Annotated in this window: 27 protein-coding genes; 7 read left to right on the top strand and 20 right to left on the bottom strand. The window is 53.1% G+C overall.

Annotated elements, in window-relative coordinates; translation table 11 throughout:
* Positions 1 to 2 precede the first annotated feature (2 nt).
* The 6 genes from EL386_RS01185 to mauJ all read right to left on the bottom strand — a co-directional run bounded on the left by EL386_RS01185 (position 3) and on the right by mauJ (position 3926).
* Positions 3 to 623 (bottom strand): DUF4386 domain-containing protein, encoded by a 621-nt coding sequence (locus EL386_RS01185; RefSeq protein WP_126452471.1) that lies wholly within the window; start codon positions 621 to 623, stop codon positions 3 to 5.
* A gap of 77 nt (positions 624 to 700) precedes the next feature.
* On the bottom strand, positions 701 to 1555 hold the full coding sequence (locus EL386_RS01180; protein ID WP_126452469.1) for an IS3 family transposase: 855 nt from the start codon (positions 1553 to 1555) through the stop codon (positions 701 to 703).
* Positions 1552 to 1923: a transposase gene (locus EL386_RS01175; RefSeq protein WP_126452467.1), complete on the bottom strand. Its 372-nt coding sequence runs from the start codon at positions 1921 to 1923 to the stop codon at positions 1552 to 1554. Before EL386_RS01175 ends, EL386_RS01180 begins: the two co-directional genes overlap by 4 nt.
* 112 nt (positions 1924 to 2035) lie before the next feature.
* Positions 2036 to 2428, bottom strand: a complete 393-nt coding sequence (locus EL386_RS01170) for a DUF3224 domain-containing protein (RefSeq protein ID WP_126452465.1) — start codon at positions 2426 to 2428, stop codon at positions 2036 to 2038.
* A gap of 128 nt (positions 2429 to 2556) precedes the next feature.
* Positions 2557 to 2847, bottom strand: a complete 291-nt coding sequence (locus EL386_RS01165) for a hypothetical protein (protein WP_126452463.1) — start codon at positions 2845 to 2847, stop codon at positions 2557 to 2559.
* 77 nt (positions 2848 to 2924) lie between these two features.
* Positions 2925 to 3926 (bottom strand): methylamine utilization protein MauJ, encoded by a 1002-nt coding sequence (gene mauJ / locus EL386_RS01160; protein WP_126452461.1) that lies wholly within the window; start codon positions 3924 to 3926, stop codon positions 2925 to 2927.
* A 423-nt stretch (positions 3927 to 4349) separates the two neighbouring features.
* On the opposite strand from mauJ, the gene EL386_RS01155 reads away from it, so the two are divergent.
* The gene (locus EL386_RS01155) at positions 4350 to 5315 is read left to right on the top strand and encodes an integron integrase (RefSeq protein ID WP_232020225.1); all 966 of its coding nucleotides are present in this window, start codon (positions 4350 to 4352) and stop codon (positions 5313 to 5315) included.
* 113 nt (positions 5316 to 5428) lie between these two features.
* Here EL386_RS01155 and EL386_RS01150 read toward each other — a convergent pair whose 3' ends face one another.
* The 5 genes from EL386_RS01150 to EL386_RS01130 form a co-directional block, all read right to left on the bottom strand.
* Positions 5429 to 7459 (bottom strand): transglutaminase TgpA family protein, encoded by a 2031-nt coding sequence (locus tag EL386_RS01150; protein ID WP_126452459.1) that lies wholly within the window; start codon positions 7457 to 7459, stop codon positions 5429 to 5431.
* Positions 7456 to 8451 (bottom strand): DUF58 domain-containing protein, encoded by a 996-nt coding sequence (locus EL386_RS01145; protein WP_126452457.1) that lies wholly within the window; start codon positions 8449 to 8451, stop codon positions 7456 to 7458. The genes EL386_RS01150 and EL386_RS01145 overlap by 4 nt, the downstream gene beginning before the upstream one ends.
* On the bottom strand, positions 8448 to 9374 hold the full coding sequence (locus EL386_RS01140) for an AAA family ATPase (protein ID WP_126457181.1): 927 nt from the start codon (positions 9372 to 9374) through the stop codon (positions 8448 to 8450). The genes EL386_RS01145 and EL386_RS01140 overlap by 4 nt, the downstream gene beginning before the upstream one ends.
* A 148-nt stretch (positions 9375 to 9522) precedes the next feature.
* The gene (locus EL386_RS01135) at positions 9523 to 10827 is read right to left on the bottom strand and encodes an insulinase family protein (protein ID WP_126452455.1); all 1305 of its coding nucleotides are present in this window, start codon (positions 10825 to 10827) and stop codon (positions 9523 to 9525) included.
* Positions 10824 to 12218 (bottom strand): M16 family metallopeptidase, encoded by a 1395-nt coding sequence (locus EL386_RS01130; RefSeq protein WP_476756009.1) that lies wholly within the window; start codon positions 12216 to 12218, stop codon positions 10824 to 10826. Before EL386_RS01130 ends, EL386_RS01135 begins: the two co-directional genes overlap by 4 nt.
* A gap of 120 nt (positions 12219 to 12338) precedes the next feature.
* Here EL386_RS01130 and ftsY point away from each other — a divergent pair, with 120 nt between their 5' ends.
* From ftsY to rpoH, 5 genes are all read left to right on the top strand, one after another.
* A complete protein-coding gene (gene ftsY / locus EL386_RS01125) occupies positions 12339 to 13364 on the top strand; it encodes a signal recognition particle-docking protein FtsY (protein WP_126452453.1) in 1026 nt (341 codons plus the stop codon).
* 35 nt (positions 13365 to 13399) lie between these two features.
* Complete coding sequence (gene ftsE, locus EL386_RS01120; protein WP_126452451.1) at positions 13400 to 14077, top strand: cell division ATP-binding protein FtsE; 678 nt, start codon at positions 13400 to 13402, stop codon at positions 14075 to 14077.
* Complete coding sequence (ftsX, locus tag EL386_RS01115) at positions 14074 to 14997, top strand: permease-like cell division protein FtsX (RefSeq protein WP_126452449.1); 924 nt, start codon at positions 14074 to 14076, stop codon at positions 14995 to 14997. Before ftsE ends, ftsX begins: the two co-directional genes overlap by 4 nt.
* A 130-nt stretch (positions 14998 to 15127) precedes the next feature.
* A complete protein-coding gene (locus EL386_RS01110) occupies positions 15128 to 16489 on the top strand; it encodes a diguanylate cyclase (RefSeq protein WP_172597572.1) in 1362 nt (453 codons plus the stop codon).
* A 154-nt stretch (positions 16490 to 16643) separates the two neighbouring features.
* Positions 16644 to 17483 carry an RNA polymerase sigma factor RpoH gene (rpoH, locus tag EL386_RS01105; protein WP_476756003.1) on the top strand — a complete coding sequence of 280 codons (840 nt, stop codon included), beginning with the start codon at positions 16644 to 16646 and terminating at the stop codon, positions 17481 to 17483.
* Between the two features lie 125 nt (positions 17484 to 17608).
* On the opposite strand, the gene cyoE is transcribed toward rpoH, so the two are convergent.
* From cyoE to EL386_RS01090, 3 genes are read right to left on the bottom strand one after another with little or no spacing between them, the layout of a single operon-like run.
* Positions 17609 to 18523 carry a heme o synthase gene (gene cyoE / locus EL386_RS01100; protein WP_126452443.1) on the bottom strand — a complete coding sequence of 305 codons (915 nt, stop codon included), beginning with the start codon at positions 18521 to 18523 and terminating at the stop codon, positions 17609 to 17611.
* 10 nt (positions 18524 to 18533) lie between these two features.
* A complete protein-coding gene (locus tag EL386_RS01095; protein ID WP_126452441.1) occupies positions 18534 to 19157 on the bottom strand; it encodes an SCO family protein in 624 nt (207 codons plus the stop codon).
* 2 nt (positions 19158 to 19159) lie between these two features.
* Positions 19160 to 19909, bottom strand: coding sequence for an SURF1 family protein (locus tag EL386_RS01090; RefSeq protein ID WP_126452439.1), 750 nt, complete (start codon positions 19907 to 19909; stop codon positions 19160 to 19162).
* A gap of 75 nt (positions 19910 to 19984) precedes the next feature.
* Here EL386_RS01090 and EL386_RS01085 point away from each other — a divergent pair, with 75 nt between their 5' ends.
* Positions 19985 to 20194: a DUF2909 domain-containing protein gene (locus tag EL386_RS01085; protein ID WP_126452437.1), complete on the top strand. Its 210-nt coding sequence runs from the start codon at positions 19985 to 19987 to the stop codon at positions 20192 to 20194.
* 73 nt (positions 20195 to 20267) lie between these two features.
* Here the strand turns inward: EL386_RS01085 and EL386_RS01080 are convergent, their stop codons facing one another.
* The 6 genes from EL386_RS01080 to bioD all read right to left on the bottom strand — a co-directional run bounded on the left by EL386_RS01080 (position 20268) and on the right by bioD (position 26207).
* A complete protein-coding gene (locus EL386_RS01080) occupies positions 20268 to 21155 on the bottom strand; it encodes a cytochrome c oxidase subunit 3 (protein WP_126452435.1) in 888 nt (295 codons plus the stop codon).
* A 56-nt stretch (positions 21156 to 21211) separates the two neighbouring features.
* Positions 21212 to 21850, bottom strand: coding sequence for a cytochrome c oxidase assembly protein (locus EL386_RS01075; protein WP_126452433.1), 639 nt, complete (start codon positions 21848 to 21850; stop codon positions 21212 to 21214).
* Positions 21851 to 22007: 157 nt separating this feature from the next.
* The gene (gene ctaD, locus EL386_RS01070) at positions 22008 to 23582 is read right to left on the bottom strand and encodes a cytochrome c oxidase subunit I (protein ID WP_126452431.1); all 1575 of its coding nucleotides are present in this window, start codon (positions 23580 to 23582) and stop codon (positions 22008 to 22010) included.
* 23 nt (positions 23583 to 23605) lie between these two features.
* Entirely contained in the window at positions 23606 to 24751 is a 1146-nt protein-coding gene (coxB, locus tag EL386_RS01065; protein WP_126452429.1) for a cytochrome c oxidase subunit II, read from the bottom strand.
* Between the two features lie 56 nt (positions 24752 to 24807).
* A complete protein-coding gene (locus tag EL386_RS01060) occupies positions 24808 to 25281 on the bottom strand; it encodes a DUF2244 domain-containing protein (RefSeq protein WP_126452427.1) in 474 nt (157 codons plus the stop codon).
* A 242-nt stretch (positions 25282 to 25523) separates the two neighbouring features.
* The gene (gene bioD, locus EL386_RS01055) at positions 25524 to 26207 is read right to left on the bottom strand and encodes a dethiobiotin synthase (protein WP_126452425.1); all 684 of its coding nucleotides are present in this window, start codon (positions 26205 to 26207) and stop codon (positions 25524 to 25526) included.

The raw sequence follows: 26207 nt of genomic DNA, 5'->3' as shown, positions 1-26207 counted from the left end.
TATTACTTTCCTCCTTTTGCAATGAGCCAAATAGCAAATGACATTTCCGCTAAGACTGCAGAAACAGCAACAAAAGCTAAGAAAATTGATGCATAATCTTCATAATTAGCAAGTGTAAAATGTGCTGCTGTATCTACCATATACATGGTGCCCGCTATTACGAGTAAAAATGAAATTATTCTGGGCTTTACGAATATTTTTCCTAAAAGGATCAGATGAATTCCAAAGAAAAATAAGCCAATAAGCCAAATAGTATTGAAGGAGTCTACTTGCTTTAATATTTCTTGTTCAGTATTAGAGGTCAGTACTGCGGGAAGTGAAAAAATAGCAACAGCCATGATGACTGCATGCATCATTCTAAATAGAGCACTTAGCAGTGATAAGTAGTGTTCTTTGTACAATTCATAAAGAGCCCAAGCAACAATAACATCAAAAACAACTACTATCATAAATGCCATAATACCAAGACGCACATGGCTGTGGTTCTGTTGTGCAGTAGTTAGCGGGTCACTAATCAGTGATTCGATAACATAAAAATTAGCGAATAGCCCTGTGATGAAAATGACTAGGTAGCTAGTACCAACAATTAATGAGAGTTTTCGCTGTTCAATTATCCCATTCATTCCCTGAATCTCTTGTGAATTGCATTGAGCACATAACGTCTAGGGTAAGTGAACTGGCACCACTTTTGTGGACACTTTTACGCACACAGTTTTTCATAATTATCGGGAGATTGATAGCCTATACCTGAGTGTAATCGCTCTCGATTATAGAACTCTGTAAACTCTACAATATGCGCTACCGCCTCAATTTCATTTTCAAATAACTTATGATGGATAAGTTCTGCCTTCATCGTATGGAAGAAAGATTCCGCAAACGCATTATCCAATGGATTGCCTTTACGACTCATGCTGCGCACTAACCCAGCACCTTCAACCATGTCACGGTATTCATGCGCCGCATATTCAATACCCTGGTCTGAATGGAACAGACAACCCGATTTCGGTGGATAGCGATGCAGCGCCATCCTTAATGCGCTTTTCGTTAACTCGGCATTACGTTTTCGGCTAAATGACCAACCCACGACTTTGCGGCTAAATAAATCCAGCACCACCGCATGATAAAACCAGCCCGTTTTTGTTTTGATATAAGTAAAATCACCGACCCATTGCTCACCCGCCTCAGTCGACTTAGCCAGTTTTGATAATTGATTGCCTGTTGAGGAATAAAAAACATGCTGTCCTGGCCGCCACGCATATAAACCCGTTGTAGAAGCTTTTATACCCATCTCACGCATCAGTCTGTTTATACGTCTGCGGCTACAGTGATAGCCTTTATGGCGAAGTTCTTGATGCAGTCGTGCCGCACCATAGGCGCGTCGATAGCCTTGATGCAGCTCCTTGATCAACGCTTTGAGTTGTTCATCATGCTGCCGATGGGCACTGACAGGGCGTTCACGCCAAGCATAGTAGCCACTGGTGGAGACATTAAATAACTCACAGAGTCGTCTAACTTTATATTGGTGCCGGTTCTTCTCGATAAACGCAAAGATCATCGTTTTGTTTTCTCGAAGAACCGCTGGGCTTTTTTTAATATATCAAGCTCCTCTTCCCGAGAGGCCAATGACCGCTCCAATGCCTTAATGCGTTTGTTGGCTTTTGTCAGTTCATCTTCTTTTGCCTTGGTCGGATCAGTACGTTTTTTGACTTTTTTAGGCGGGGCGGCGCTTTTCTTCATGTGTTTATTCTCACGTAGGGTGCCGTTCTTTAGCTCCATTCTCCACCGATACAACATGACCACATGGATCCCTAATGTGTCGGCAATATCCATGGCTGTAACGTTTGGATGGCCAGCCAACCTAACGGCTTGCTCTTTGAACTCAAGTGTATATCGATCGTAATGACGCTTCTTAGTTTGTCCCATTGCCTTTACCCTTTGATGTTTTAGTCATATGACTGTCCATCAAAGTGGTGCTAGTTCAGCGAGCGGAGGCGGCGCGAAGCGTCTACGTAGCGAGTCCGACTCGACGCGCTTGTTATGCCAGCTCATACTCGAATTCGTAGTAGTGCTGACCACCCTCAATTTTGATAGCCATTTTGCCTGTCAGGCTAGACAGTTCGCCAGATCCCGAGTTCGGCACAACCTCAAGAATAAGTCGATCACTACCTTGCTTCATTGTGCCGAAGTGCTGAAGTACGAAGCTGCCTTTTTTGCCTGACAAAACACCAGAGACTTGTTCTATGGCTACATAACCAGCCGAGCCCTTCACTGCTGTCATGGCGCTTAACATCTCGCCTTTGCTTGTTGCCTCTAGGGCACCTTTGAACTGTTTATCGATGGACATTCGACCGAAGTTGACTCCATCGAGTCCTTGCGCGTAAAAGCACAAGGGGCTCAACTGTACTTCAAAGCTTCCGGATATTTTCATGATTCTCCATTCTTGAGGCATAACGCCTTGCTAACCGGCGGGCAACGGAGGTGGATTTTTGTGGCAAAATAAGCGAAGCGTTGCCACAAAAATGCGCCGCAGTTGGCCGTCCGCTGTTGAGCAACTTGTTATGCGATAAGTTCATTTATAACCCCAGCTACATTTTCCAATTCCAAATTGCTTTTTTTGTCTTTTTCCGGCCATAGATGGATGTTGCCTTCGTTTTTTATTTCTGAAATAAATACTTGATGCCACTCTTTTACTAAATTAAATCTCTTTGATTTTATGACGATATCTACCGACCATCCCATATACTGTGGATTATAGTTTTCTACGATATATTCTGAACCCAAACCTTCTAAGATTGTTTTTATATCTTCGGGAAGGCGGTTCAACATACGCCTGTATTTACTATTCATATTACGCATAACGGTTGAGCTGTGGGGCGCTCACGAAGCGGAGCGTAGTGGGCGTCACACACGAGTGACTTGTTAGATTATTCTTTATTGTCATAGATGGCACTAACCTTCAAATCTGGCAATTCTTCAATTTTTGGACCGTCTGGGTCTTTGCTTTTAAAAACCAACACTACATTAGTAGTTAGAGTCATATGGCTATAAATGTTGACTTGAATTAGATTCAGCTGTTTCTTAACGGGCTCTTCAAATGAATTAGCAAATGTATTAAATAGTGATACCCATGCGATTTGGCCAATCTTATCAACATATTTAGAGAACTCTAGCTCAAGCGATTCCTCTATCTGCTTTATGTCATCTCCATGCATTAGTGCATTTCGTATTTTATTTAAGGTATCAAAAATATCATCTGTATAGTCGCTTATCATGATTGATAGTAGGTGCTTAATTGCTTGTTTTGGGTATGGCTTATGTTTTGGATGTTCGTTGCATGACTCGCAAAATAAAGCTTGCCCGCATTTGGGGCAGGCATCATTTACTTTTTCAGATTTCTTGTATATTTGAGATAAAAGCTCTAGCACAAACCAGAAATATTGAAATTGATCATCACTATATTGAGCTGAGACACCATTAGAAAACCATTTAAGCGCTCTGCGCAATAGCGGAGATATGTTTGCTTTGAGCAAAAACTCTAAGCTATCTATAAGCTCATTGCTTATTAGTGGATACGGCCTGTCGTCACCTGGGAATTTATTGAAAATATAACACTGCCTATCTTCAATTCCCTCCGTCCAATCAGCTAGTTTTAATAAATAGCCAACTTTGATGTTTATGTTAGTGCCGAAAGTGAGTATATCTACATACTCTTTGATGTGCTTCTCGCTGAGCTCCTTGGCTTCATCAATAGAATCCGCCTGAAAAGTTATGTATGCAGTTAATAAGGAATATTCATCGCCGGGGTTGACACTTTTTTCTCTTAATTCAACTTCATAGATTCCTTCTGGGTGTTTCAGAAGAACATTATGAGTCGCATCTTCAAGACAGGCGTGTGAGTGCAATTCATATTCTGCTAGATATTTCATCGTCCTTATGGATACGCTCAGTAATAATCTAACAATTAAGCTGACGTGCGCACGATAGTGCGTCGCGTCTAGCGAGTAGTTGGATTGCGTAGCTATTAAGCGATAGGAATGGAATGAAGCACGACATAGGCTTAGTTGAATCCTTCTTGTGAAGTGTTCGCCAGTGTCAACACCAAACAAGTTTGTGTTGCAGCGTCGTACACTTCACTTTTTATCATTTTTTCAACGTCCCTTGTATCGGTGTTTCACTTATATTTCTATACGATTTTTCTTACGTCTATCCAACTAGTATATAGGGGTCCGAAATGATCTTTTTGCTTTCGGCCATTTCGGACCTTTTAATTTATGATTTTCTCAATTATCATACTGTTAACAGAAAATTAAGGATCAATTTTCATTAAATTATTGTGCAAGGAGGCGCACATGTCTAAACCTCGTCTACTCGACTCTGTTCGAGACGCAATACGTACCCGTCATTACAGTCCCCGTACTGAAGAATCTTATACTCATTGGATTAAGCGTTATATTTTCTTCCATAATAAACGGCATCCTTCAGAAATGGGTGAAACCGAGATTACGGCCTTCCTCTCCCACTTGGCTACTGACAAGCATGTCGCTGCATCAACCCAAAATCAAGCACTTTCAGCATTGTTATTTCTATATAAGCATGTACTAAATATCGAACTTGACTGGCTGGATGATATCGTCCGTGCAAAACGTCCCAAACGCCTGCCTACTGTGCTAACCCAAGAGCAGGTAGCCAGCCTGCTTGATCATTTGCCTGCTCGCTATCAGCTCTTCTGTCGCCTTATGTATGGCACAGGTATGCGTCTACTCGAAACTGCTCGCGTTCGTGTGCAGGATATTGATTTTGATTATAAGCAAATCATTGTTCGTTCTGGCAAGGGTAACAAGGATCGTGTCACTATCCTTCCCGAATCGCTTATTGAATCTTTAAAGCATCATTTAATACGCGTTAAGGCATTACATCAACGCGATCTGTCTGAAGGTTTTGGAAACGTCTACTTACCTTTTGCCTTATCCCGGAAGTATCCTAATGCTGATCGAGAATGGGGATGGCAATATGTCTTCCCCGCAGATACCCGCTCAAAAGACCCCAGGTCGGGCATTATCCGGCGTCATCATATTTACGATAAAACCGTTAATCGTGCCCTGCGTCGCGCAGCACAAATGATTAACTCCACTAAACATATTACCAGCCATGCCCTACGCCATTCCTTCGCAACGCACTTGCTGGAAAGCGGCTATGACATTCGCACCATACAAGCATTACTTGGCCATAAAGATGTTAAAACCACTATGATTGTCGCTCCCGGCGTCCTGCCTTCCGCGACACTAGTACATCCTGTACGTCGTATACCCATGTGATGAACAAGGGGGCGATGGGTGTGCGTAGCCCGGCTGACAGCTTGTAAAAAAGGAGCTCCCTACCGCTTCTACTGCAACCAATTCGGGATTACAGCTTAACGCCATTTCAGTATTCAAGCCTTGAGCTGCCTGATGGCCTGGCGCAGACGCTGGACCTCGTCGGGGCCCTGACTGCCGGCATAACGATAGCTGATGTAGGCCGTGGTGATGGCCGAAATCTGCGGCGCCAGTTCCGGGCATGCTAGCTGCAGGCGTCTGCTGTAATCTCGCGGGCCCTCGTGGTCGTGGCGTGGCAGGCCGCGTTTTTCCATGATGCGGCAGAAGCGTGTATAGAGCGTGCCGACACTGTCTTGTTGTTTTCGTGGCCGCAGCATACTCAGGGCAAGCAGGCCGAGCAGGATAAGGATGGCAATCAGCATAACAAGCGCGACGTGCAGGCTGTTTGTGTTACTCAGGCCGAGCCTCTCTAATAACCTTTTCTGTGCGAGGTGGTCATAGCCCAGCACCCACTGATACCAGGCGTTGTTGACGGCATCCCAGCTTCGCGTCATGGCAAGCCAGGCATCAGACAGTGCGCCGGCCTTGCCGAGGACGGCCGGGGCAACGCTAAATTCAGGCAAGGCCTCCAGCCCCAGTTTAATGCGTTCAGGCGCCACGGCGGCCGTGGGGTCAACCCGCAGCCAGCCGTGGTCATTCAGCCACACCTCGGCCCAGGCATGGGCATCGCTTTGCCTGACCACCAGGTAATCGCCATAGGGATTGACCTCACTGCTCTGATAACCGGTGACCACACGCGCCGGGATCCCGGCGGCACGCATGACCAGGGTAAAGGCTGAGGCGTAGTGTTCACAGAAGCCCTCACGGCTCTCAAACAGAAACTCCTGCATGGGCTGGTTGCCGAGCGGCCTCGGTTGCAAGGTGTAGAAAAATGGCTGCTCGCGGAAGTGGCGCAGCATGGCGTTCACCACCCCACTATCGGAGATATGTTGACGGCGAAGCTGTTCGGCAAAGGCCAGTAGCTTATCGCCGATATCATCGGGTAACTGCAGCGCCTGTTGCCATTCACGGGCCGTAATCTCGGGTGTCCGGTAGTGCAGGCTGGAGACCAGTCGATAGCGTTTGCGGCTGGTCACCGGTTCGTTTGCGATCAGTTGGTAATCCGCTGTTAGCTTGCTCTTATCCGCAAGCAGGCCACTGCGGTCAAGCGGCTGGCGGCGGCTATCGGCCATGACCAGATGGGTGGGCAGATCCAGTGCCAGTAGCCAGGGCGTATTATTGGCCTCCAGCGTCACCGTGTATTCCACCTGCCGGGCGGTGTTTTGCAATTGCATGCCTCGCCCCGCGAGGAAGTCCGTTCCGGTCCAGCGCTCACCATCGTAATGCCAGAGCACCGGCCCGCGCCAGTAAAGCGTGCTGGTATCCGGGCGCTCGCCATGAAACTCGACACGAAAGGCGATGGCAGTCGAGCGCGTCAGGGAACTGATTTTTCCCGGTGACATGTCATCGGAGAGGCCGGTTACGGCACCACCGCCGCCCGTCGGCACGGCCCACAGGACACCCGACAACCTCGGGAACAAGACAAACAATACCAGCATGATGGGGATGGCCTGCAGGAGCATGACCAGCGCCAGCCGGGCATCAGCCTTGAGTTCGCCCCGGCGTATATCCTGCCTGCGGTTGAAACTGATCAGCGCGGTGGTCAGTAGCAGCACCACCACCAGCATGTAGACCGCCATGCTGATATTCTGGTTATCAAGGAAATGGGTAATGACAACGAAGTATCCCAGGAACAAAACCAGCATCAGGTCACGCCGGGTACGCAATTCAATAAACTTCAGGCCAAGCAGAACAACCAGCAAGGCAACGAAGGTCAGGCGGCCTGACGAAATGCCATAACTGGCGATGATGCCGATGATCATCAGCAGGAGTAATACGGTCTTCAGTATGCGGCCGGGCAATGGCCAGCCGCGACGCTCATGCTGAACACGCCAGAGCATAAAGATGAACGCTGCCGCCAGCGTCCAGACCGGCAGGCGGCCGGCATGCGGCAGGATCACCATGGCCAGGCTGATAAACATCAGACCCACCGTGCGCGGGCGGAGTCCGAGTTGCATGGCAAGCTGGTTTTTTGCGGCCTGGCTCATGCGTGGCCTTCCCCGAACAGGGCCAGGGCCTGCAGGCACCGGGTCAGGTGTGGCTCACCGCGCGCGGGGGGGATCTCGCTACCCGGCAGTCGCAAGCCGTAGGCCTCGCCGGCCTTGTCCGCATCCAGCACCCAGCGGCACAACTGGCTGAGTTTGCTCTCAGCGCCCAGGTTACCGAGGCTGTCCCAGCTTAACCAACGCTCATTGATACCTTCACCGCTAAATTCCTTGGTCAGCATACCCTGGCCGCGCGCCACGGCCTTCCAGTGTACGTGGCGTGGTGAATCCTGCGGCACGTATTCACGCAGTGAGGTGAAATCATCCGTGCCCTGTCCGCGCTGCGCGTTGTGTCTTGCCTGACCGGGTTCCGGTGGCGGCAGGGGGGCGGGCTTGCCGGGGCGCGGATAGACCAGCGCCTGCATATCCAGGTCCAGGTAGGCCCAGGCACGAAACAGGCCGAGGGGAAAACGGCTGCTGACGGTAAAGCGCCCGAGCCTGAGTCGACCGCGCCGGGTGGTCGGACAGGGCAGGTCCCACAGGGTTGTATCCTTGCCGGGTTGATCCAGGCTTACCGCACTGACACCGTCACCCTGTTCATTCGGCAGCATGTGCAGGTTGAGGCGGTCACGGTGGCCGGGGTTGCGTATCTGGATCTGAAAGCGGGCCGTCTCCCCGGCAAACACCGGAGCGACCCGCCCGGCGCGAAAGTTAAGCCCGGTCAGGTTGCGCCAGGTATGCAGCATGGCGACGACCCCGAGGCCCGCGAGCAAAAAGGTCAGCAGGTAGAGCAGGCCGTTACGGTAGTTGATGGCCGCCACCAGCATGGCCAGCACCACAAACGCGAAGATAAACCCTTCCCGGGTGGGCAGGATGTAAACACGGCGACTATTCAGTGTAACCGGCTGCCGTGTCGGTCCCTCACCAACAAAGAAGCGTTGCAGCTTGAGGACCGTAATAAGACGATCAAACAGCCTTGGCCTCACTGCGTTCATGCCGGCAGCGGAACAGACTCCAGCAGGTGGCTGACCGGGTCAACACCGCTATCACTGCCCTGACTATCACGCACCTGCAGTCGGTGACCGACCACACCGGGCACTACGGCCTGTATATCCTCGGGTAGCACGTGGCTGCGACCGGCCATGAGTGCCCACGCGCGGGAGACGGACAACAGCGCCAGTCCGGCACGTGGCGACAGGCCGTTTTGATACAACGGCGCCGTGCGGGTGAAATGGATCAGGTTCTGTAGATAATCCAGCAAGGCATCCGAGGCATGTACCGCATCGACCTGCTGTTGCAGGTTTTGCAAGGTGGCAAGATCGATCACCGGTTGCAACCGCTTTAACATCTGCTGGCGTTGCTCGCCTGCCAGCAAGGCGCGTTCCGCCTGACTGTCGGGGTAACCCATTTCAATGCGTAACAGGAAACGATCCAGTTGTGACTCCGGCAAGGGAAAGGTGCCGATCAGGTGCAGAGGGTTCTGGGTGGCGATAACAAAAAACGGTTCGGGCAGTGGGTGCGTGACCCCGTCGACGGTGACCTGTCCTTCCGCCATGGCCTCGAGCAGGGCGCTTTGTGCCTTCGGCGTGGCGCGGTTGACCTCGTCGGCCAGTACCAGCGGGCTGAATATCGGCCCGGGGTGAAAGTTAAAACGATTCGTGTCGCGGTCAAAAATAGACACGCCGACAATGTCGGCGGGTAATAAATCAGCGGTAAACTGGATACGCTGGAAACCCAGGCCGAGCACCCCGGCCAGGGTATGGGCCAGGGTGGTCTTGCCAAGACCCGGCAGGTCTTCGATGAGCAAGTGGCCGCGTGCCAGCAGACAGGCCAGTGCCATGCGTACCGGTTGTTCCTTGCCGAGGATAACCTCACCAATACGGGCGACGATATCGTCAATGAGGGTCTTGTTGTCCATCATGTTGCTCACCGGTTTTTATTCTGTAATCAGTATAGTCATGCTCGCAAGACAATACCCAGCAAGATGACGCGCTATTGGCGATTGCACAGGTAACAGGATAAAGGGGCTTTCGCCCCTTCTATCCATAAACACGTGGCGATAATGACTACTTTTCACCACCCACCATCACCGTTACCAGCTTGTCGGGATGGATACGGCGTTTGAAGGCGTCCTTGATGCTTTTGACGGTAACGGCCTCGACCTTATCGGTGAAGGTATCGAGGTAGTCGAGTGGCAGGCCGTAAAAGCCGATCACGGCGACATACTCGGTGATCTTTTTATTGCTGTCGACGCGCAGCGCCCAGCCGCCGGTGATGTTCTGCTTGGAGCGTTTCAACTCATCTTCCGTCGGGCCCTTGTCGATGTAGTCGCGCAGGGTTTCACCGAGCAGTTTCAGGGCGGCATCGGCCTGGGCGTTTTTGGTTTGCAGACCCATGGTGAACGGGCCGTTCTCGCGCATGGGCGCGAAGTAGCTATAGGCGCTGTAGGCCAGACCACGTTGTTCGCGGATGACGTCGCTGATGCGTGAGACCAGGCCACTGCCACCGAGGATGTGGTTGCCAACATACAGGGAAATATAATCCGCATCGCCACGACGCATGCCGGGCTGGCCGACGAGGATGTGGGTTTGTTGTGAGTCGTGCCGGATGCGTTGCAGGCTGGCCTTTTCCAGTGCAGCCACTGCCGGCAGGTCGGCGGCCCGTTCACCCACACGCAGTTTTGTCGTCAGTTGTTCAGCGATGGCCTCTGCCTGCCGGCGGCTGACATCACCGACGATGGCGATCACGGCATTCCTTGCCACGTAGTATTGCCGATGGAAGGCCTGTACATCTTCCCGGCGCATGGCCTTGAGGCTGGCCTCGGAGCCACTGCTGTGCGAGCCATAGGGGTGGTCACCATACAAGGCCTTATAAAAGGCCTTGCTGGCGAGGCTACCGGGCTCCTGCTGTTCCTGCTGCAGGCCGAGCAACATGGCCTTGCGGTTACGCTGAAAGGGCTTTTTCGGAAAGCTCGGTGTCGCCAGCACGGCGGCAAAGGTATCCAGCGCGGTCTTCATGGCCGCGGCCTCGGTCAGGCTGCGGATGCTGGTCACGGCCATATCCCGCAGTGAACTGGCACCGTATTCTGCGCCGACGCCCTCAAAGGTCTCGGCCAGCTGGTTGGCATTCTGGGTCGCCGTGCCCTCGTCGAGCAGGCTGTTGGTCAGCATGGCGAGCCCGGGTTTGTCACCGTCGCGGGCGCTGCCGGCGTCGAAGACCACACGCACATCGATCATCGGCAACTCCGGGGCCGGCACATAATACACCCGTGCGCCGTTAGCGGTTTGCCAATGCTGGATATCCGGGTTGGCCAGCAGCAGGCTGGTGTTAAGGAAAAGGACCAGCGCAAACAGGAGTTTCATGGCTTTCATTGTACTTCTCCCTTGGCGCGGGCTTTGCTTTTACCGTTTTGTGGCTCAAGGATGGCCACCGTCAGGGTGTCATCGATGAGGTATTTTTTCGCCACCGCCTGCACCTGCGCCGGCGTGATGGCGCGGATGCGGTCGACGTATTCATCGAGTTGCCGGTAGTCCAGGCCGACGGTGACGAGCGTGCCGATCTGCATGCCCTGGTAAAATACCGAGTCACGTTCATAGACCTTGCCGGCGACCACCTGTGCCTTGATGCGGTCCAGCTCGGCCTTGTCCACCGGGTGGTCCCGTACGCGCTGGATCTGTTCACGGATGGCGGCCTCGAGTTCTTCGATGCTGTGACCCGTGGCCGGTGCGCCATCGAACAGGAACAGGCTGTCCATGCGGTCGTAGAGGCTGTAACCCGCGCCGGCGGATACGGCGATCTGGCGGCCACGCACGAGTTCACGGGCCAAACGGGCGCTGTTGCCGCCATCGAGTACGGCACCGAGCACCTCCAGGGCATAGGCCTCGTCGGGGTCGGCGGCGGTTTTCAGTACCGGCACCTTGTAACCCATGATCAGGTAAGGCACCTCGGCCGGGGCCTTGACCTTGATGCGGCGCTCACCCCGCTGTTTGACCTCGCGTTGTGGCTTGACCACGGCCGCGGCCGGACCCTTCAACGGGCCAAAGTATTTCTTCGCCAGACGGTGGACCTCGTCTGCCTTGACATCACCGACCACAACCAGCGTCGCGTTGGCCGGCGTATACCACTTAATGTACCAGTCGCGCAGGTCTTCGATATTCATGCTCTTCAGGTCTGCCATCCAGCCGATCACGGGGTGATGGTAGGGGCTGGTCTGGTAAGCGGCGGCCTGAAACTGCTCATAGGTCAGCGCCGTCGGCTTGTCTTCGGTGCGCAGGCGACGCTCTTCCATCACGACCTGCACCTCCTTGGCGAATTCTTCCGCTGGCAGGCTCAGGTTGCGCATGCGGTCGGCCTCGAGCTTGAAGCTGATCTCAAAGCGGTCCTTGTGCATGGTCTGGAAATAGGCGGTGTAGTCGCGGCCGGTAAAGGCATTTTCGCGGCCGCCGTTAGCAGCGATGATTTGTGAGAACTCATTCGGCCCAAGGCTTTCGGTGCCCTTGAACATCATGTGTTCGAGCACGTGCGAAACGCCGGTGGTGCCGTTGGACTCATAACTCGAGCCGACCCGGTACCAGACCTGGGAGACGACGACCGGAGCGCGGTGGTCTTCTAAAACCAGGACCTGCAGGCCATTATCGAGCGTATACTCGCGCACCTTGTTGGCGGGGGCGGCGACCAGGTTCAGCGACGAGAGGGTAAACAACAGGCCCAATAACGCGGCCAGAGCAGTACGGGGGGAACGCAAGCGCATGATTTCCTTCATTCCTTTAGTTGTTGTTACCGGCATGGCGCCGGGATGATACGATAACATGTCTATACCTTATATAATGCCGGCCGCGGAATACAGTGCGGGCTTCACGAATCATTGAGACAGCAGTAACCCATGTTTGGTTTCGGAAAAAAGCAAGACAATACACCCAAAACGCCTGAACAGGCGCAAACCCCGGCCTCGACAGCCCCCGATGGTGCCCCGGAAGACGAAGGCCAGCAAAAGGCTGGTCTGTTTGCACGCCTGAAGCAGGGCCTGAGCAAGACCCGCTCCGGGCTCGGAGATGCCGTCGCTAACCTGGTGCTGGGCGAAAAGGAGATCGATGACGAGCTGCTCGAAGACCTCGAGACACAGCTGCTGACCGCCGATGTCGGTATCGATGCCACCCGCCAGATCATCGATGACCTCACCGCGCGTGTGGCCCGCAAACAGCTCAAGGACGGCGATGCCCTGCTCGCCGCGCTACGGGAAGACCTCGCCGCCCTGCTCACGCCCTGCAGCCAGCCACTGCAAATACCTTCGACGGGCGGCCCGTTCGTGATCCTCATGATTGGCGTCAATGGTGTCGGCAAGACCACGACCATCGGCAAGCTCGCCAGGCGTTTTCAGCAACAGGGCCACTCGGTCATGCTCGCCGCCGGCGATACCTTCCGTGCCGCGGCGGTGGAACAGTTACAGGTCTGGGGCGAACGCAATAATATCCCCGTGGTCGCGCAACATACGGGGGCCGATTCGGCCTCGGTGATCTTTGATGCCCTGCAATCGGCGCAGTCAAAAAACATCGATATCTTGATCGCCGATACCGCCGGCCGCCTGCATACCAAGGACAACCTCATGGAGGAACTGGTCAAGATCAAACGCGTGCTCGGCAAGCTCGATATAAATGCCCCGCATGAAACAATGATCGTGCTCGATGCGACGACCGGACAGAACGCGCTGGTCCAGACCGAACAGTTCCACGCCGCGATTGGCCTCACCGGCATCACCCTGACCAAACTTGATGGCACGGCAAAAGGCGGTATTATATTTTCCATTGCCAACAAGACGAAGTTACCGATTCGCTATATTGGTGTCGGTGAGGGCATTGAAGACCTGCGTCCGTTTGATGCCGATGAGTTCAGCCGGGCGCTGTTTGAATAATGCATAATTAAATTATAAAAAGCCTGACTATCCCTATGATTGAGTTTCACAACGTCAGTAAGCGCTACCCGGGCAGTCTCGATGCCCTGAGAAATGTCAGTTTTCACATCGACGGTGGCGAGATGGCCTTTCTCACCGGCCACTCCGGTGCCGGCAAGAGTACCCTGCTGAAACTCATCGCGCTGTTGATCCGCCCGACCACCGGTCAGGTGATCGTCAATAATGAAAACCTTGGCCGGGTCAGTAAACGCCGTATCCCCTATGTACGCAGGAATATCGGCATCATCTTTCAGGACCACAAGCTGCTGTTCGACCGCACCGTATTCGATAACGTTGCCCTGCCACTCGTCATCCAGGGCATGCCACACCGCGAGATAGGCAAGCGTGTGCGCGCCTCGCTCGACAAGGTCGGCCTGCTGGAAAAGGAAAAGTCTTTACCGATCACCCTCTCCGGCGGCCAACAACAACGCGTCGGCATTGCCCGCGCCGTGGTCAACAAACCCCCCATCATTCTCGCCGACGAGCCCACCGGTAACCTCGACCCGGACCTGTCACGCGAGGTCATGAGCCTGTTCGAACAGTTTCAGCAGGTCGGCGTCAGTGTGCTCATCGCCAGCCATGACCTGGAACTCATCCGCCGCATGGGCCACCGTGTGCTGACCCTGAGTGATGGGCGCCTTATTGCCGGCGGTGATGAGAGGCTAACGGTATGAGCTGGTTAAAGGTCTATATAGCCCGCCACCTGCAGGTGTTCTTCGCCACGCTCGGCGAACTGGTGCGCGCGCCGTTTTCGAACATGATGACCATTGCCGTGATCGGCATCGCCCTGGCCCTGCCTACCGGCCTGCATGTGTTGTTACAGAATGTGCAACAGGTCACCGCACAGTGGGATGGTGCCGCGCAGATCTCCTTGTTTCTGCATCAAAAGACCACTGACAAACAGGCAGAGCAACTGGCCAAATTGATCCGCCAACGCCAGGACGTGAGTTCAGTGACGACGATCCCCCGTGCCGCGGCGCTCGAGGAATTTCGCCTCAATTCCGGTTTTGGCGAGGCCCTCGATGCCCTCGAGGACAACCCCTTCCCGTCGGTGGTCGTGGTCTACCCGACCAGCGAGGCCGATAACATCAACGCCGTGCAGGCAATGCTCAAGGCCTTTGGCGAACGCCCCGAGGTCGAGCACGCACAACTCGACATGCAGTGGCTGAAGCGCCTCTATACCATTATGGACATCGGTCGCCGGGGTATCTGGGTGCTGGCGACGCTGTTGTCGATATCGGTACTGCTGGTGGTCGGCAACACAATTCGTCTGGCGATTGAAGCCCGCCGCGAGGAGATCGAGATCATCAAACTCATCGGCGGCACCAATGCCTTTATCCGCCGCCCCTTCCTCTATACCGGTTTCTGGTATGGCCTCAGTGGCGGCATCCTCAGCTGGCTGCTGATCACGAGCTCCCTGTGGTTACTGAGCGGGCCGATTAACCAGCTGGCAACACTCTATGACAGCCGTTACACCCTCGCCGGGCTCGACCTGGACAGTTCACTGGCCCTGCTCGGTGCCAGCATCCTGCTCGGCCTCGGCGGTTCCTGGCTGGCCGTGACCCGCCACCTGAATGCCATTGAGCCACAATAACGGCACCATTGGTCGGCCCTTGTTTGCGTAATCCCCGTTCACTTGCCACAATAGTAAAGAGAACAAACTTATAAGAAATCAATAATTTACTAATATACCGTGACATGACATGACGGCTGTGGGGGGTTGGATGTCGCAAAAACAAACAAGCATCATGGTTGTGGATGGCTCCGAGGTCTCGCGGACCATTATCGGTCGCATTCTCGAGAATGAGATGAATAACGTCAGCATCACCTCCTGTGCCAATGCCGAGGAGGCGCTGGAACACCTCGGTAACTGGGAACGCTTCGACCTTATTACCACCTCACTGATGTTGCCAGACCTCGACGGGCTCGACCTGTGTCGCAAGATCCGTAGCTCTGAGCGCCACCACTACACGCCCGTCATTGTTGTCTCCGGTGATGCCGACAGCCGTCTGCTACGTGAGGGTTTTGCCGCCGGGGTCACCGATTACTTTGACAAGTCCAGCGGCTACAAGGCCTTTGTCGAATTCATAAAGTCCTTCCTGCAACGCAATTCCGGGCTGGTCGGCAAGATCCTCTACGTCGAGGACAGCCCGACCGCAGCAGCGATCACACGCCGGATCATGGAAAAACATGGTCTCAAGGTCGTGCACGTGACCCATGCCGAACAGGCACTGGAATTGCTCGAGGGCGTCTCGAATGGCTGGGCCGACAAGGAGGATGGTTTTGATATCATCGTCACCGACTTCTTTCTCAAGGGCAAACTGACCGGGGGTGACCTGTTGCACGCCATCCGCACCCGCTTCCATTACTCGCAACAGGAAATGCCGGTGCTCGTGATCACGGTCACCGATAACCAGAAGAAACAGGCCGAGGTCTTCCATGCCGGGGCCAACGACTTTGTCACCAAGCCGATCTTTGAAGAGATCTTCATTGCCCGTATCCGCTCGCTGTTGCTGATCAAGCAACAGTTCATCGCCCTCAAACACCAGGCCGAGGAGATGAGCCGACTGGCCTCTACCGACAGCCTGACCGGGGTGCGCAGCAAGCGTTACCTGCTCGATAACGGCAAACGTATCCTCACTACCTGTGCCAAAAAGCAGCAGCCCTTGTCGGCGCTGATCATGGACATTGACCACTTCAAACGGATCAATGACCTGCTCGGCCACCTGACCGGTGACCATGTCCTGGCCGCGATCGGCGAACTGCTCAACCAGCTGTTTCCCGATGACGTGGTGGTGCGCTTTGGCGGCGAGGAGTTTTCGATCATCTTCTCCAACATTCGCCCCGAGCAGGCCATGCAACATGCCGAGAAACTACGCTATGAGATCGAGGCCTTGAGCCCGGCCAATGTCGATGTCACCGTCAGCATCGGTGTCGCCAGCACCCTGGAGTACCCCAATGCCGACATCACCAAATTGCTGGCCCAGGCCGACAAGGCCCTGTATGCGGCCAAGGAACGCGGCCGAAACCGGGTCTGCGTGGCCCGTACCGAGGGCCCCGAGGATGTGCAGGCCCTCGCAAGCTGATAATAACCCTTTGATTTTATAAGTATTTATGAATTATGCCCTAAAGCCACGGGAACTTTCCCCCGTATTGGCACTCAGAGGATGTGAGTGCTAATATAAGCATTCGTGAATATATCCCGACACGGTCGAAGAGGTATTCCAGATGACAAACGCTATGCAACTGAATTTAACGACACCCGGCAGCAACCTGACGAGCTACATCGCCACGGCGAATAGCATTCCGATGCTCACCGCAGAGGAAGAACATGCGCTGGCGGTAGACCTGCAGGAAAACGGTAACCTGGACGCCGCCCGTCGGCTGATCCTGCCGCACCTGCGCTTCGTCATCCACGTTGCCCGCGGCTATGCCGGCTACGGCCTGCAGCAGGCCGACCTGATCCAGGAAGGCAATATCGGCCTGATGAAGGCCGTGAAGCGCTTTGACCCGAGTGTCGGCGTACGCCTGGTCTCTTTTGCCGTGCACTGGATACGTGCCGAGATGCATGAATTCATCCTGCGCAACTGGCGCATCGTCAAGGTGGCCACCACTAAGGCGCAGCGCAAGCTGTTCTTCAATCTGCGTAAATCCAAAACCCGTCTCGGCTGGTTTTCCCACGAGCAAGTCCAGACGGTGGCCAACGAACTCGGCGTGAAACCCGAGACCGTGCTGGAAATGGAATCCCGCCTGTCGGGGCGCGATGTTGGCTTTGATGGCTATCAGGACGACGATGATGACAGCTTCGCCTACGCTCCGGCCGCCTACCTCCAGGATGTCAGCGAGGAACCGGCCCGCGTGCTTGAGGCCGCCGACTGGAGTGCACATAACGAAGAGCGCCTGACCCAGGCCATCAGTACTCTCGATGAGCGTAGCCAGGACATCCTCGCCAGTCGCTGGCTGTCTGAGGAAAAGACCACCTTGCATGAGCTGGCCGACAAATACGGTATCTCTGCCGAACGTATTCGCCAGCTGGAAAAGGCCGCTATGCAGAAACTGCGTTCTGCACTGATGGACTAGCCCGTCATCTGTCTAAAAACAAACGCCCCCGCACAGCGATTGTGCGGGGGCTTTTTTATGCGCGGAAGGTGGACCTTTTCAAACAGCCGATACGTGTACAACGCGTGGCAAGCCATCACTTTATATCAGGCCCCCAGGGCATGCATGATCGCCGGGATGTAATGGTCGATGAGCAAAAAGGCAAACAGGCCCATCAGGTAGAAGATAGAATAACCAAAGGTCTTGATCGGCATGCTTTCATCTTCCGCACGATGTGTGGCCACGGCGTAATAGAGGAAACCCATGCCCAGTGCCAGCGCACCGCCGAGGTAGAACACCCCGCTCATCAGGGTCACGAACGGCAGGATAGTGACGATGATGAGGATGATTGTATAAAGCAGGATCTGTAAACGAGTAAAGGCCAGCCCGTGTGTCACCGGCAACATCGGGATCTCGACCTTGGCATACTCTTTGTGGCGATGAATCGCCAGTGCCCAGAAGTGTGGCGGTGTCCAGGCGAAGATGATCAGGAATAACAATAAAGAGTGTTCATTAATATCCCCGGTGACCGCTGACCAACCGAGCACCGGCGGCGCCGCACCGGCGGCACCGCCAATGACAATATTCTGTGGTGTGGCACGCTTCAGGTACATCGTATAGACCACGGCATAACCCATTAGCGAAATAAAGGTCAGGACCATGGTGATGGTGTTTACCAGGAAGTACAGCACCAGCATCGCGATCACACCTATAATAACCGCAAAGGCCAGCGCCCGGCGATTATCCATATGCCCGGTAGGCAGTGGCCGGTTTCTGGTGCGCGCCATGATCGCATCAATACGCTGATCGACGACATGATTGATGGTGGCCGCTGAGGCCGAGGCCAGAGCGATACCAATGCTACCGAATAACAAGGGTTGCCAGGGGACCATACCGGGTACAGCGAGAAACATGCCGACAATCGCGGTAAACATAATCAATGCCACCACTTTTGGCTTGCACAGTTCCAGGTAATCACGCCATGTAATCGTCATAGCGGCAGTTTGTGTTGTGTCTGTCATTTTCTCTGCCTTAGCCTATTTTGGAATATTTCAATAAGCGCCCCAGATCCTTTACCAGGTCACGTGGGCCCTGCTCAGCCTTGTAGCGCATCATCAAATTACCCAAGGGGTCAATAATATATACGCGCTGGGCCGTTGCGGCAGGCTTTTCATTCTCAAACTCGAACGGGGCCAGCACTGCTGCCAATTCCTTCTCCGGGGCGCTCACTACCTTCATGCCATAGTGTTCATCGAGTAATGGCTTCATGTCAGCCAGCTTGTCGTTGTCCGTCAGTAACATGACGCGCTGAATACGTTCTTTTTCACCCCCCATGCCCAGGCGCGACTGCCTTATTTCATACAGGTTTTCCTCACACTGCTTGTTACAGTCTGCGCTATCGACATAAAATAATGTCCAGACTCCCTGCAGGTCTTTCTCCGTGAAGACCTTGCCATCAAGGGTTTTTAAATTCAGATCCTTCAGTGCCCTGACCGGGGTGACCAGCTCGCCGAAATTGACGCTACGCCCCGGACGCCAGCCGCCTTCGATACTGTGCAGGACAATCGCTGCACCAACAGGCACCACAAACATCAACACCATTAAAATGATGGTCAGGCGCGGGTCCATACCCGATTTTTTCTTTTCTTCTTCCACAATTATTCCTCGTCAGACTTTGGCGTTGAAGTTCTCACCCGCCGGCTATTCAAGCTTATATATATTAACAACAATACTACTGCCATGCTGAACCACTGAATGGCATAACTCTGATTTTTCTGTGGTGTATCAACATAGGGTTTCCAGTCCTGAAAATAGGCATGCTCACTGCCCGTATCCAGATTCAGGACATAGGCGTGTAGACGTTTATTTGTGTCGGCCAGAATCTGCCCTACATCAATATTCCTTACGCGCGCTGGCCAGGCAGTATTGGACTCTACCCTGTTACCCAGCTGCATTAACTGTCCCGGCGGTTGGCTCAGCACCCCCTGCAATTCAGTTTCTTCACCGCTCACTGTGATATTTGGCAGCCTGCCCCTATCCTTGCCAGAGGCAATCCAGCCACGATTAACCATTATCCAGCTTTCACCTCTATCGAAGGTGAACGGGGTGTAAACAGCGTAACCAACCTGGCCCTTGTATATGCGGTTGTCGAGCAAATATTGATGGTCATTATCAAAATGCCCTCGCAGCATGGCCCGGCGAAAATTCATATCCTCCTGCAAACTGCCGGCACTTTTAATACGCTTAACGGGGGCCTGCAGGCGTTCCTGCATCAGCAGCTGCAGTTGTTGTTTTTCTACGGCCCTGTCCAATTGCCAGAAACCCAGGGACACCAGGATCGGCAATAATATAGCCGTTGCCAGCGTTGGCAACAGTTTGGGGCTGAAATCAAGGGTACCGATACGCATAGTATTCGTTCACAGATTGTCGAGATTCGTCTCTGGCTGAGCTATACTGAAATTCAACTTATTTTGGAAAAAACCATGATAGCGAAAATCTTTGTCATTGTGATCCTGCTCGGGATCCTGTTCATGCTGGGTAGTGCGCTGCGATTTATGGTCACCGATCAGGGTAAAGGCACTCGCGTTGTTCGTGCCCTGTCTTTCAGAATTGGCACATCGATTGCGCTTGTTGGCCTGCTCTATGCCCTGGCCGCCCTGGGTATTATCGAGCCAAACACTACTCCTTTCTAATTACTTATTTCTATGCAACAAAATAAAAAAGGCGCTGCCATGGCAGCGCCTTTTTTATTTTGCATTATCCCGCTTATAACCAGTAAACAAAGATAAACAGACCCAGCCAGACCACGTCCACAAAGTGCCAGTACCAGGCTGCAGCCTCGAAGGCAAAGTGGTTTTCCTCAGTAAAGTGACCCTTTATGGCACGGAACAGCATCACCGTCAGCATGATGGCACCGATGGTAACGTGCAGTCCATGGAAGCCGGTCAGCATGAAGAAGGTTGAACCATAGATGCCTGATGACAATTTCAGGTTCAGCTCACCATAGGCATGGCCATACTCTGCAACCTGGAAGCCAACAAAGACGAAGCCCAGGACAACCGTTGCAAGTAACCAGAATATCAGCGCGCCACGATTAGCCTTCTTCAGGGCCCAGTGCGCCAGAGTAATGGTAACACCCGAGGTCAGGAGGATGGCCGTGTTCAGGGCAGGGATCCCCCAGGCGCCGATGATTTCCTTATAGGCGCTGTAACCTTCGGGGTTAGGCATGACATTCAGCGGCCAGCTTGGGACGAAGCCATTCCAGAGGAACTCATTGGTGGCGGCATTGTTATCAGCGCCACCCAACCATGGCAGGGCCAGTGTCCTGACATAGAACAGGGCACCGAAGAAGGCGGCAAAGAACATGACTTCAGAGAAGATAAACCACATCATGCCCATGCGGAATGAGCGGTCAACCTGCGCATCGTAGACACCGGCCTCGCTTTCGCCAATCACTTGCCCAAACCAGCCAAACAGCATATACACCAGGATCGCCATACCAATGTACATTATTGTCAGGTCACCAACAGCACCCGTAGTGTTGTGTGGCAGGGCTGAGGCAAATCCGAACAGTGTTAAGAACAAGCCAATCGAACCAATAATTGGCCATTTGCTCGGTTCCGGTAAGTAGTATCCACCGCTTGCATGAGACATGTTGTTTTCCTCTTTATAGTATTTCTAATGTCGCAAAACTGTTACGCCATGACTACTCAGTTCAGGGCGCTTGTCGTTATATGGGATGTGCTGTTCAAGGCCAACCCTTTTTTTTGCAGTGTAGTAACCCCGGCATTCTTGCCAGAGCCCTCCTTCACCCCACCCTGCTGTGTATTAAAAAACGTATAGGACAACGTTATAGTTCGTACATCCTTTGGTAGATCCGGATCGACGATAAACCGTAATGGCATCTCGCGCCCTTCACCCGGACCAAAGGTTTGTTGCGTAAAACAAAAGCATTCCGTTTTATTGAAATACTTTGAGGCCTTGGAAGGGGCTACGCTGGGTACCGCCTGGCCTGTAATGTTCTCGACACTCATGTTTTTCGCATAATATGAAACCAGTGTAACTTCACCCGGATGTACCTTGACGATCCTCGTCAGTGGTTTGAATTCCCAGGGCAGGTCCGCGTTGACATTGGCATCGAACTGAACCGTTATTTCACGGCTTTTGTCAGGGCGTTGTGCCAATGCCTGTTCTTTCTCTATCCGGCCAGTCTTGCCGCCAATGCCGGTGATGTCACACACCAGGTTATAAAGCGGGACGAGTGCGTAACTAAATCCGACCATGCCTACCGCAACCAGCGCCAGCTTGCGTATGAGCTTTTTATTGCGATGTGCCTGGTCGTCACTCATCGATTAATCACCAGAAAGAAAAAGCCCAGGTAAAATGCCATGGCCAGACCGACCAGGATCGCAACGGTTAGCCATTTTTTCCGCTTGGTGTTTTCCATCATTACTTCTTTAATTAAGGTAAAACCCGGCAGCCTCACGGCTGCCGGGTATTGATACCTTATTTAATCTCCGGTGCGGTTGCGAAGGTGTGGTACGGGGCAGGTGAGGCCACTGTCCACTCAAGACCATCGGCACCTTCCCATACCTGACTGGTCGCCTTTTCACCGCCCCTGATAGTCTTGATAAGCAGGGCCAGGAAGAGCAATTGGGCCAGACCGAAGCCGAATGCACCAATACTTGACCACTGGTTAAAGTCGGCAAAGGCAACGTTATAGTCCGGAATACGGCGCGGCATACCGGCCAAACCCAGGAAATGTTGCGGGAAGAATGTCAGGTTGACAAAAATCATCGACAACCAGAAGTGCCAGTTCGCCAGACTCTGGTTGTACATGTGGCCTGTCCACTTCGGCAGCCAGAAATATACCGCAGCGATGATGGAGAACAGGGCACCGGTCACCAATACGTAATGGAAATGCGCCACGACGAAGTAGGTATCGTGATACTGGAAGTCAACCGGGGCAATACCCAGCATCAGACCGGAGAAACCACCCACGGTGAAGAGGATCACAAAGGCAAGTGCCCACTTCATGGGGATTTCGAAGGTCATGGAACCCTTCCACATCGTCGCGACCCAGTTAAATATCTTCACGCCAGTCGGCACCGCAATCAGCACGGTCGCATACATAAAGAACAACTCACCCGCCACTGGCATACCGACGGTCATCATGTGATGAGCCCAGACGATGAATGACAGGAAGGCAATCGATGCGGTTGCATAGACCATGGAGCTGTAACCAAACAGTTTCTTGCGCGCAAAGGTCGGGATGATGTGCGAGACAATACCGAAGGCCGGCAGGATCATGATGTACACCTCAGGGTGACCGAAGAACCAGAATACATGCTGGAACAATACCGGGTCACCACCACCTGATGCGTCAAAGAATGATGTACCAAAGTTGCGGTCAGTCAGCATCATGGTTACCGCACCGGCCAGTACTGGCATCACGGCAATCAGCAGAAAGGCTGTGATCAGCCAGGTCCAGACAAACATTGGCATCTTCATCAAGGTCATGCCCGGGGCACGCATGTTGAGGATGGTGGCAATGATGTTGATAGAACCCATGATGGATGAGAAACCCAGCATGTGCACAGCAAAGATGAAGAAATCAGTGCTGGGCGGGCCATACTTGGTAGACAGGGGGGCATAGAATGTCCAGCCGAAGTTAGGACCACCGCCTTCCATGAACAGGGTAGAGAGCAGCATCGTGCCGGCAAATGGCAGGATCCAGAAGCTCCAGTTGTTCATACGTGGCAGTGCCATATCCGGCGCACCAATCATCATCGGCACGAGCCAGTTGGCCAGGCCAACGAAGGCCGGCATGATGGCACCAAACACCATAATCAGACCATGCATGGTAGTCATGGTATTAAAGAAGTTTGGGTCCACCCACTGCATACCCGGCTCGAACAGTTCGAGACGGATAACCATTGCCATGGCACCACCGGTAAGCAGCATGATGAAACTAAACCACAGGTAAAGAGTACCGATATCTTTATGGTTTGTTGTAAACAACCAACGGCTAAGGCCGCTAGGCGCGCCGTGATGTTCTGCGTGTGCTGTATCTGTTGACATTTTTATTTTCTCCCAGGTGCGCCTTAACGGGCAGCCTTAACGTCTTTAGGTTGGACGATACCGGCATCGTTGCCCCAGCTGTTACGCTCGTAGGTGATGACGGCGGCCAGATCAAGGTCATTCAGCTGCGCACCGAATGGCGGCATCGCATTCTTACCCTTGAGGACAATACCAACGTGACCGGAAGCCGGACCGTTTACAATTGCGCCACCCTTAAGTGCAGGGAACGGGCCAAGACCCTCACCGTTTGCCTGGTGACAGGCGGCACAGCTGGTGTTGTAAACCTTCTCGCCCTTGGCCATCAGCTCGGCCATGCTCCAGTCCTTGGTGCTGGCAGCGGCAGCAGCCTCGGCTTCAGCAGCAACCTTCTTCGCAGACGCCCACTGGTTGTAGTCGGCCTCTGAGAGCACATCGACAACGATGGGCATGAAACCATGGTCCTTTCCGCACAGCTCCGCACACTGGCCACGGAAAGTACCCACCTCGTCGGCACGTGCCCAGGTTTCATTAATGTAACCCGGGATCGCGTCTTTCTTTACGGCGAAATCAGGTACCCACCAGGCGTGAATGACATCGTTTGATGTCACCAGGAAACGCACCTTCTTGCCAACCGGCAGGACCAGGCGGTTATCGACATCCAGCAGGTAATTTTCAACCTCTGCCGGATTCATGCCAGATTTCAGCTGACGAGCATCGTTATGAGTGGAGCTGAGGTTACTGAAGTACTTTACGCCCTGTGCAGGTCCGTCAATGTATTCGTAATTCCACTTCCACTGATAACCGGTCACCTTGACGGTCAAATCAGCATTACTGGTGTCTTCAAGCTTCAGCAATGACTTGGTGGCTGGAATGGCCATACCTATCAGGATGATAAAAGGAATCACGGTCCAGACAACTTCTAACTTATGATTCTCATGAAAGGTTGCGGCGACGGCCCCCTGAGACTTACGGTGCTTGAACATCGAATAGATCATCGCACCGAATACGCCAACAGCTAAGATGACGCAAATCCAGAGGATGATCATATGCAGACCATATATATCCTTACTTACCTCGGTGACCCCCTGACGCATGTTCAGGACTTTGTCAGCCCAGACATGACTCGAGGTCATGAGTAAGGCCGTACTAGCAAGCGCCAAGGCTGCCTTTTTTAGTTTACTTACGGACATGCTCCACTCTCTCTTTTTAATAATTACTTTGTAGAAAATTCGTGGTTACTTCAGCATTATGCAATGGCCTGTTCTAACTGACAGGCTAATTGCTTACGCTCCTCCTCGGTAAGGCAGTTACCTACCTCCACCTCCCTGCCATGCGAACGAATCAACAAACGACTGGGATACCAGTGATGCACCGGCCTCTCATGTACGACTTGTGCCCATACACGCCGGAACTCATGACCCTCTTCTGGCTCCTTACGTCCGCGCACCACTGTGACACTATCCTTACCAACCGTCACTACCTCACAACGGTTATTGCGTTGTGCACATATATATAGAGCAATATAGAGCACAATGATTTCCAGGCCTGCAAACGGGAGAATCATCCATGCACCCAGTAAAGCGAAACCCGTAGCAATAATGGCGGACAGTACAGAAAATCCCAATATCAACCGCACCGTCATACGCCAGCTAAGGGAACAATTCGGACGAATTACAAACTGACAGGTGCACGAATCATCAATGACTTGCTTCGCTACCATCAGTCGGGCCTCCCCTCACTGCCGGTTTATTCCCTCATACAGAGCACCGGCATGCTAAACCATGCCCATAGGCTCCGCAATAAAACATTTCGAGGTGTGCATCATAATTTCTCATATTAGCAAGCACTTATATAATTATTTACTTGCCTTGTCGGAAAAATGACGTGTGCTAAGACTACCACATTCACGCATGGTGTGAAGGGTTACTCAGTGTTGCAGGTGTGGTGAATCAAGGGCTCTGATCAGAGCTTGTCGCCTAATGTCACGGCATCAAAACACTCCGCGATACCTTCGGCGTCAAACGCGGCCTGCCATGGAATTTTTGCCAACAAGGGGCACTCGAGTTGTTGCTCGAGAGTAGAAATATTTTCCCCTGCGACCGGATCATCTTCGTCACACATATTCGCGACCCAACCCGCCAGGGTTATACCCCTTGCCTCAATACTCTCTGCGGTTAGCAGGGCATGGTTGAGACAGCCCAAGCGGATCGCTACCACCATAATGACCGGTAGGCGGAGTTTGCCGACCAGGTCGGCAACTGTTTCGCTTTCATTTAACGGCACTTGCCAGCCGCCAACGCCCTCAACGAGCATCACATCGGCACTTGCCGCCAGGTGCCGGCATTGCTTGTCAATCAGCTCCAGGTCAATACGCTGGCCTGCCTGCCTGGCGGCAATGTGCGGGGCAATAGCGGGGCTAAAGCAATAAGGATTAACCTGCTGGTAGTCTGCCTTTGCACGCATGTGCTGCATCAGACAGAGGGCATCGGCATTGCGTAGCTGGCCTTCTATTATTTCACCGCCACTGGCCACGGGTTTCATGGCGACAGTACGCAGGTCCTGCTGATTAAAGGCCTGCAACAGCCCTGCCGTCACCCAGGTCTTGCCGACATCGGTATCCGTACCTGTGATGAAAAAACCGCGCAT

Origin of the sequence: Sulfuriflexus mobilis (assembly GCF_003967195.1) — a bacterium.
Taxonomy (GTDB): domain Bacteria; phylum Pseudomonadota; class Gammaproteobacteria; order AKS1; family AKS1; genus Sulfuriflexus; species Sulfuriflexus mobilis.
Note: the sequence above shows the minus strand (reverse complement) of the source record. Positions and strands in the feature narration are given on the sequence as shown.

Bases quoted from the DNA above. Each gene is read 5' to 3' on its own strand.
- EL386_RS01155 (WP_232020225.1), top strand. From the start codon at position 4,350: ATGTCTAAACCTCGTCTACTCGACTCTGTTCGAGACGCAATACGTACC.
- ftsY (WP_126452453.1), top strand. From the start codon at position 12,339: ATGTTTGGTTTCGGAAAAAAGCAAGACAATACACCCAAAACGCCTGAA.
- rpoH (WP_476756003.1), top strand. From the start codon at position 16,644: ATGCAACTGAATTTAACGACACCCGGCAGCAACCTGACGAGCTACATC.
- ctaD (WP_126452431.1), bottom strand. From the start codon at position 23,582: ATGTCAACAGATACAGCACACGCAGAACATCACGGCGCGCCTAGCGGC.
- EL386_RS01170 (WP_126452465.1), bottom strand. From the start codon at position 2,428: ATGAAAATATCCGGAAGCTTTGAAGTACAGTTGAGCCCCTTGTGCTTT.
- EL386_RS01060 (WP_126452427.1), bottom strand. From the start codon at position 25,281: ATGGTAGCGAAGCAAGTCATTGATGATTCGTGCACCTGTCAGTTTGTA.
- EL386_RS01075 (WP_126452433.1), bottom strand. From the start codon at position 21,850: ATGAGTGACGACCAGGCACATCGCAATAAAAAGCTCATACGCAAGCTG.
- ftsX (WP_126452449.1), top strand. From the start codon at position 14,074: ATGAGCTGGTTAAAGGTCTATATAGCCCGCCACCTGCAGGTGTTCTTC.
- EL386_RS01080 (WP_126452435.1), bottom strand. From the start codon at position 21,155: ATGTCTCATGCAAGCGGTGGATACTACTTACCGGAACCGAGCAAATGG.
- EL386_RS01180 (WP_126452469.1), bottom strand. From the start codon at position 1,555: ATGATCTTTGCGTTTATCGAGAAGAACCGGCACCAATATAAAGTTAGA.
- coxB (WP_126452429.1), bottom strand. From the start codon at position 24,751: ATGTCCGTAAGTAAACTAAAAAAGGCAGCCTTGGCGCTTGCTAGTACG.
- ftsE (WP_126452451.1), top strand. From the start codon at position 13,400: ATGATTGAGTTTCACAACGTCAGTAAGCGCTACCCGGGCAGTCTCGAT.
- EL386_RS01110 (WP_172597572.1), top strand. From the start codon at position 15,128: ATGTCGCAAAAACAAACAAGCATCATGGTTGTGGATGGCTCCGAGGTC.
- EL386_RS01130 (WP_476756009.1), bottom strand. From the start codon at position 12,218: ATGAAGGAAATCATGCGCTTGCGTTCCCCCCGTACTGCTCTGGCCGCG.
- EL386_RS01165 (WP_126452463.1), bottom strand. From the start codon at position 2,847: ATGAATAGTAAATACAGGCGTATGTTGAACCGCCTTCCCGAAGATATA.
- EL386_RS01140 (WP_126457181.1), bottom strand. From the start codon at position 9,374: ATGGACAACAAGACCCTCATTGACGATATCGTCGCCCGTATTGGTGAG.
- mauJ (WP_126452461.1), bottom strand. From the start codon at position 3,926: ATGAAATATCTAGCAGAATATGAATTGCACTCACACGCCTGTCTTGAA.
- EL386_RS01185 (WP_126452471.1), bottom strand. From the start codon at position 623: ATGAATGGGATAATTGAACAGCGAAAACTCTCATTAATTGTTGGTACT.
- EL386_RS01150 (WP_126452459.1), bottom strand. From the start codon at position 7,459: ATGAGCCAGGCCGCAAAAAACCAGCTTGCCATGCAACTCGGACTCCGC.
- EL386_RS01175 (WP_126452467.1), bottom strand. From the start codon at position 1,923: ATGGGACAAACTAAGAAGCGTCATTACGATCGATATACACTTGAGTTC.
- cyoE (WP_126452443.1), bottom strand. From the start codon at position 18,523: ATGACAGACACAACACAAACTGCCGCTATGACGATTACATGGCGTGAT.
- bioD (WP_126452425.1), bottom strand. From the start codon at position 26,207: ATGCGCGGTTTTTTCATCACAGGTACGGATACCGATGTCGGCAAGACC.
- EL386_RS01145 (WP_126452457.1), bottom strand. From the start codon at position 8,451: ATGAACGCAGTGAGGCCAAGGCTGTTTGATCGTCTTATTACGGTCCTC.
- EL386_RS01085 (WP_126452437.1), top strand. From the start codon at position 19,985: ATGATAGCGAAAATCTTTGTCATTGTGATCCTGCTCGGGATCCTGTTC.
- EL386_RS01090 (WP_126452439.1), bottom strand. From the start codon at position 19,909: ATGCGTATCGGTACCCTTGATTTCAGCCCCAAACTGTTGCCAACGCTG.
- EL386_RS01135 (WP_126452455.1), bottom strand. From the start codon at position 10,827: ATGAAAGCCATGAAACTCCTGTTTGCGCTGGTCCTTTTCCTTAACACC.